The sequence below is a fragment of the Mesorhizobium sp. M7A.F.Ca.MR.362.00.0.0 genome, from assembly GCF_004023175.1.
Taxonomy (GTDB): domain Bacteria; phylum Pseudomonadota; class Alphaproteobacteria; order Rhizobiales; family Rhizobiaceae; genus Mesorhizobium.
Map to the genome: position 1 here is coordinate 3,003 of NZ_RZTF01000303.1, position 4,951 is coordinate 7,953.

At 60.8% G+C, this 4,951-nt stretch carries 6 protein-coding genes; 4 read left to right on the forward strand and 2 right to left on the reverse strand.

Going from position 1 to position 4,951, the window contains the following annotated elements:
• Positions 1–413 (reverse strand): thermonuclease family protein (locus tag EOC06_RS27525; RefSeq protein ID WP_206631262.1); only part of this gene is annotated, 413 nt, incomplete at its 3' end.
• 37 nt (positions 414–450) lie between these two features.
• On the reverse strand, positions 451–1,071 hold the full coding sequence (locus EOC06_RS27530; RefSeq protein ID WP_128309259.1) for a hypothetical protein: 621 nt from the start codon (positions 1,069–1,071) through the stop codon (positions 451–453).
• Between the two features lie 130 nt (positions 1,072–1,201).
• Here EOC06_RS27530 and EOC06_RS27535 point away from each other — a divergent pair, with 130 nt between their 5' ends.
• From EOC06_RS27535 to EOC06_RS27550, 4 genes are read left to right on the forward strand one after another with little or no spacing between them, the layout of a single operon-like run.
• Positions 1,202–1,837 (forward strand): lytic transglycosylase domain-containing protein, encoded by a 636-nt coding sequence (locus EOC06_RS27535; protein ID WP_164898765.1) that lies wholly within the window; start codon positions 1,202–1,204, stop codon positions 1,835–1,837.
• Between the two features lie 53 nt (positions 1,838–1,890).
• The gene (locus EOC06_RS27540) at positions 1,891–2,166 is read left to right on the forward strand and encodes a TrbC/VirB2 family protein (RefSeq protein WP_281062116.1); all 276 of its coding nucleotides are present in this window, start codon (positions 1,891–1,893) and stop codon (positions 2,164–2,166) included.
• Positions 2,167–2,169: 3 nt separating this feature from the next.
• On the forward strand, positions 2,170–2,463 hold the full coding sequence (locus EOC06_RS27545; protein WP_095488713.1) for a type IV secretion system protein VirB3: 294 nt from the start codon (positions 2,170–2,172) through the stop codon (positions 2,461–2,463).
• Positions 2,460–4,862: a VirB4 family type IV secretion system protein gene (locus EOC06_RS27550; protein ID WP_128309262.1), complete on the forward strand. Its 2,403-nt coding sequence runs from the start codon at positions 2,460–2,462 to the stop codon at positions 4,860–4,862. The genes EOC06_RS27545 and EOC06_RS27550 overlap by 4 nt, the downstream gene beginning before the upstream one ends.
• The last annotated feature ends 89 nt before the right edge of the window (positions 4,863–4,951 follow it).

A 4,951-nucleotide genomic window follows, 5' to 3' on the forward strand; every position in this document is an offset into this window, starting at 1 on the left:
GCGTTGACCTCGGCCACGAGGTAGTTGCCGCTGACGGCGTTGCCTTTCGCGTCGGTGGCGGCGAACGCGTAGCCGGCCGCAATGAGGGCGGTCCCAACGTCGATCGTATTGCCGTCGAGTTTCGCGCCACACACCACAAAGGTCGCTTTGTCGAGCGCCATGGCAATAGGCTGACAAGTCACGGCCGTTGTCGAAAACAAGGCGGCGAGGTGGGCGAGCGAGACATTGCCGCAATCGAACTCCTTGCCCTCCGCATCCAGGGCGGTCGTGCCGCGCAAGCATGATTGCACGCCATAAAGCCGGTAGAGCTTGCCGCGGTCGCGCCACGTATCTCCCGTCAGCAGTTCAACGCTTTTCGACACGAGGAAGGGAGTGACTGTCGCGCTTGGCAGCGCAGCGCCTTCGGCGCTCACGGCGTGGGCGGTCGCGAGTGTGATAAGCGCGGCTAGGCTAGTTCGCTTCATCGGTCTGGAACTGTTTGCCGAGATCGGAGGCATGTTCGAGATCCGGCCGCAGGGACCTGCCGTCCTGGTTGCGGCCGATCGCGGCCATGTCGAAGAAGACCATGGAATCGTCGTCATAAGCGACTGAATAGGGGTCATTGGCATTGCCAGCCCCGACGAGCGCAAAGCACGAAACCGCGTCCGGAACGCCGGGCTGGCCTTTGAGGACCAGCGTCTTGCACAACACGACGGATGCGCGGGTGTTATAGACGGCGTCGTCGTAGTCCCGTACGGCCTTCGTGCAATCCCACTCCTCAGCCTTGTAGGTGATCTTGGGCTTCGGACAGGCCGCGAGGCCCCGCAGCCTATAGGTGACGCCGTTGATGACGCGTTCGGTCGCGGACTTGATCTCCACCGGCTTGGTTAGCGCTGTTAGGTCGCGCTGAAAAAGCCCTCCGCGTGCGTCGTAGCGCTCGTAGACGAAGGTCTTTTCACCAGGTTTGGCGAACTTCTGCAGATACGCGGTCGACGGCTGCTCGAACGGATGCGGCTCGTTCGTGCCCAGATCGGCGGCGCCTAGGACGGTGCTGTGGAGCAACAATGCCGAGAGGAAGAAAAACTGCTTCATGGAAAAATCGGCCTCGATTCTGCTTCTCGTCTTGACACTTTACTTTGGCTCCATGTACCCATAGTAAAATGTCAAAATCGGTAGCGCAATGAAAAAACGAATCGCGCTTGCGCTTTCTCTCTCAGCCGTCATGGCGCCATTCGGCGCACATGCGGATAACACGACCTCGACGCGCATCACGGCGGCGTTTGCTCTGCCGGCCCGCCCGGTGGTTTCGACCTTTTCCGATGCTGATCACGGATCGGAGATTGGCGGCGGGTGTGCGCCGACGGACCGCAGGCGGGCCGCGGCCTTGGTGCGCCAGATCGCCGAAGAAGAGGGCTTCGATCCCGATCTGAGCGAGGCGGTTGCCTGGGCAGAAAGCGACATGGGCGGCAATCAAGGTCCGTCTCGCGCGGGCGCTCTCGGCATCATGCAGCTCATGCCGTCGACAGCGTCGCGTCTTGGTGTGGCCGACAGATGTGACGCCAAAGCCAACATCCGTGCCGGCGTCCGCTATCTGAAAGCGCTTTATGACGAGTTCCATGATCCGCTGTTGATGTTGGCGGCCTACAATGCAGGCGAGCAGAACGTTTACAAAGCCAACGGCATCCCCGTGAACGACGAGACCACGAAATACGTGGCCAAGGTGCTCAATCGCTGGAAGCTTGGCAAGCTGATCCAGGCTCCCATTCCCAACCGTGTTGACGTTCATCGCGCAGCCGCGACCGGCGGGGGCGATGGCGCTGCCTGGCAAGATGGTCACGTCATGGATTTTGGCAACTGAAAGGTAAGACGACGATGGATTATAAAAAGGCGGGCAAATTCGCCGTTCAGTTTATGGCCGCTGCGGCGATCGGAATGGCGCTCGCGCCGGGGAGCGCATACGCGCAGTCAGCCGCCCCGGTCGAGGGCGTGCTGGAATGGTTCGTCGGTGTCCTGCAGGGCAGCATTGCTCGATCTTTCGGGATCATAGCGGTTTGCTTTCTCGGCTTCCTCGCCATGACCGGCAGGCTGGTGTGGATGATGGCGCTTTCCATCATCATCGGCATCGCTCTGGTCTTTGGCGCCGCAGCTCTGGTCGATTCCATTCGGTCTACCGCTGGAGGCGCGTGACCGATGGAGGACGAAGAGGTCTATGTCGAGCCGGTCAGCCTGCCTCTGACGCGCCCGCCGATGAAATGGGGTGTGCGCTACGAGGTGTTCGCGCTCAACGGCATGGCTGCCGTCATCGGATTCATCGCGACCAGCAGCTTCACGCTCGGCCTCGGTCTATTCAGCGCGACCCATTTGATCAGCGCCTATCTGTGCCAGCGCGACCCGTACATCTTCCACATAGTCGAACGCCGGCTGTCGAAGCGGGACGCGGTCGCAAACTCGGGCTTTTGGGGCGCGAGGAGCTATTCGCCGTGAGCGTGAACGCCGACCTGAAATTCGCGAAAGCGCGCAAACGGGAAAAGCCTGTCGAGACCCATGTCCCCTATCTTGGCCATGTCGACGACAACCTGATCGTCACCAAAAGCGGCTTTCTGCTCGGCGTCATTCAGCTCAGCGGCCTGCCCTTCCAGACAATGGATCAGGCAGAGCTCAACAACCGCATGCTCAATCGCAACACGACATTTCGCAACCTGTCCACGTCCCGTTTTGCCGCCTATTCGACCATCATCCGGCGTCACGTGACACCAGAGATCGAAGGAGATTTCGAAAACCCGTTCGTGGCGGAACTCGATGCCCGCTACATGGACGAGCTGGGCTCGAAGAATCTTTTCGTCAATGAGGCTTTCCTGACGCTCATCCGCCGCCCGATGGTCGGGCGTGTCGGCTGGGTCGACAAGGCGCTCAACGCGTTCCGCATCAGCACGGCCGGCGAAGAGACACGTGAAGAGGCCATGGCCGAATTGCACGATGTCCTCAATGGCGTCGTGAAAGACTTTTCCGCATATGGCGCGCGGCTCCTGGGCGTGGTGACGCGACGCGACAGCGTGTTTTCCGAACCTGCCGAATTCATCGCCAAGATCCTTGCCGGCGGCGCGGATGTGGAAATGCCGCTGCCGCGCATGAGCTTGGCGAGCGCCTGTGCGACGCGGCAAATTTTCTTCGGCAAGTCCGCTCTGGAGATCAGGGGAGCGTCTGAAAGAAAGATTGGCGCCATGGTGTCCATCAAGGAATACCCGCCCTTCACGGCACCCGGGTCGCTCGATGGCCTGTTGCGGCTGCCGCATGAATTTATCCTGACGCAGTCGTTCGCGATTGAGGATCGCGTGACGGCCATGCGCCGCATCAACACGATCTCGAACCAGGTCAGCGGTTCGGATGAGGCCGGAACCACGGTCGAGGATTCAGTGCACGCCGGCGCTGACAAGCTCGCCGGTGGTGAGGTCATTTTCGGGCAGCACCACATGACGGTGATGGCGCTGGCTGCCGACGTCCAAGGGCTCAATCGCTCCTTGTCCGACATTACCGCCGAACTGTCGCGCATGTCGATCGTGCCGGTGCGGGAAACGCTCAACACCGAACTTGCGTTTTGGGCACAGCTGCCCGGCAATTTCAGCTACATTGCGCGCCGCGCCCTGATCTCGTCCCTGAACTTCGCCGGGCTGTTCTCGGGCCACAATTTTCCCTCAGGCCAGCGTGAGGGACTGCACTGGAAGCGGCCGATCGCGCTCCTCGAGACGACAAGCCAGACAGCCTATTATTTCAACTTTCACGTCCACGACGTCGGCCATTTCACGGTTTTCGGTTCGACCGGTTCGGGCAAGACGGTCGTGCTGTCATTCCTGATGGCGCAGGCAATGCGCATCACGCCTCGGCCCCGCTGCGTGTACTTCGATTATATGCGAGGCGCCGAGCTCTTTATTCGCGCGCTCGGCGGCCGCTATGAAGTCATGGAGCCGATGCAGGCCACCGGCTTTGCGCCGCTCCAGCTGGACGACACGGCAGAAAACCGCACGTTTCTCGAGGGGCTGCTGCGCTACATCCTCACCCCTGACGACGGTTCGCTCGACGTGGCCGAAATGCGCGTGATCAACACGGCCGTCGACAAGGTCTACAAGATCCCGCGCCAACAGCGCACGTTCGAGCTGCTGCCGGAAGTGCTGCGCGGCTCGCTGGCGCCGGGGATGAACGATCTCGCGGCGCGCATTGAACCGTGGCTCGATCCTGGCGACAAGGGCTGGCTCTTCAACAACCCCGTTGATCTCGTCGATTTCTCGAAGCCGGTGGTCGGGTTCGACATGACCAAGATCCTGGCCGATAAAAAATTGCGCTCGGCCGCTCTGCTTTACATCTTCCATCGGCTCGAAGAGATCATCGACGGCACGCCGCTTCTCATGTTCCTCGATGAAGGCTGGAAGCTGCTCGATGACGAGGTGTTTGCCGCCTTCATTAACGAGACGCTGAAAACGATCCGCCGGCGCAACGGTGTCGTCGGCTTTGGCACGCAGACGGCCGAGGATGTGGTCAACTCGTCGATCTCGTCCTCGCTGATCGAGCAGACGAAAACCAACATCTTTTTTCCCAATCCGAAGGCGAGCAAGGACTCCTACATGGCGCGCTTCTCGCTGACGGCGAAGGAGTTCGAATTCGTGCGCCGTACGCCCAAGGAAACGCGCACGTTCCTGGTCAAGCACGACAGCGATTCCATCGTGGCGAAGCTCGACCTGTCGGGCATGCCCGACCTCATCAAGGTGCTGTCAACCAACGAAGCCAGCATCAAGGAATGCGAACGGCTGCGCGAGACTTACGGGCAGGAGCCGGAAGCGTGGCTGCCATACCTTTGTGGATGGGAGAGCGAGCATGAAGAAGCGGCTTAGCAGCGTGATCGCCGCGGTCGCGATCATGCCTGGGCAGATGGCGGCTCTCCCGGCGCTGGCCCAGATCGCCGTCATCGACGGTCCCAACC

What these genes read in the sequence shown, in the direction of transcription:
- EOC06_RS27545 (WP_095488713.1), top strand. Translation starts at nt 2,170, where the DNA reads ATGGAGGACGAAGAGGTCTATGTCGAGCCGGTCAGCCTGCCTCTGACG.
- EOC06_RS27540 (WP_281062116.1), top strand. Translation starts at nt 1,891, where the DNA reads ATGGCCGCTGCGGCGATCGGAATGGCGCTCGCGCCGGGGAGCGCATAC.
- EOC06_RS27530 (WP_128309259.1), bottom strand. Translation starts at nt 1,071, where the DNA reads ATGAAGCAGTTTTTCTTCCTCTCGGCATTGTTGCTCCACAGCACCGTC.
- EOC06_RS27535 (WP_164898765.1), top strand. Translation starts at nt 1,202, where the DNA reads ATGGCGCCATTCGGCGCACATGCGGATAACACGACCTCGACGCGCATC.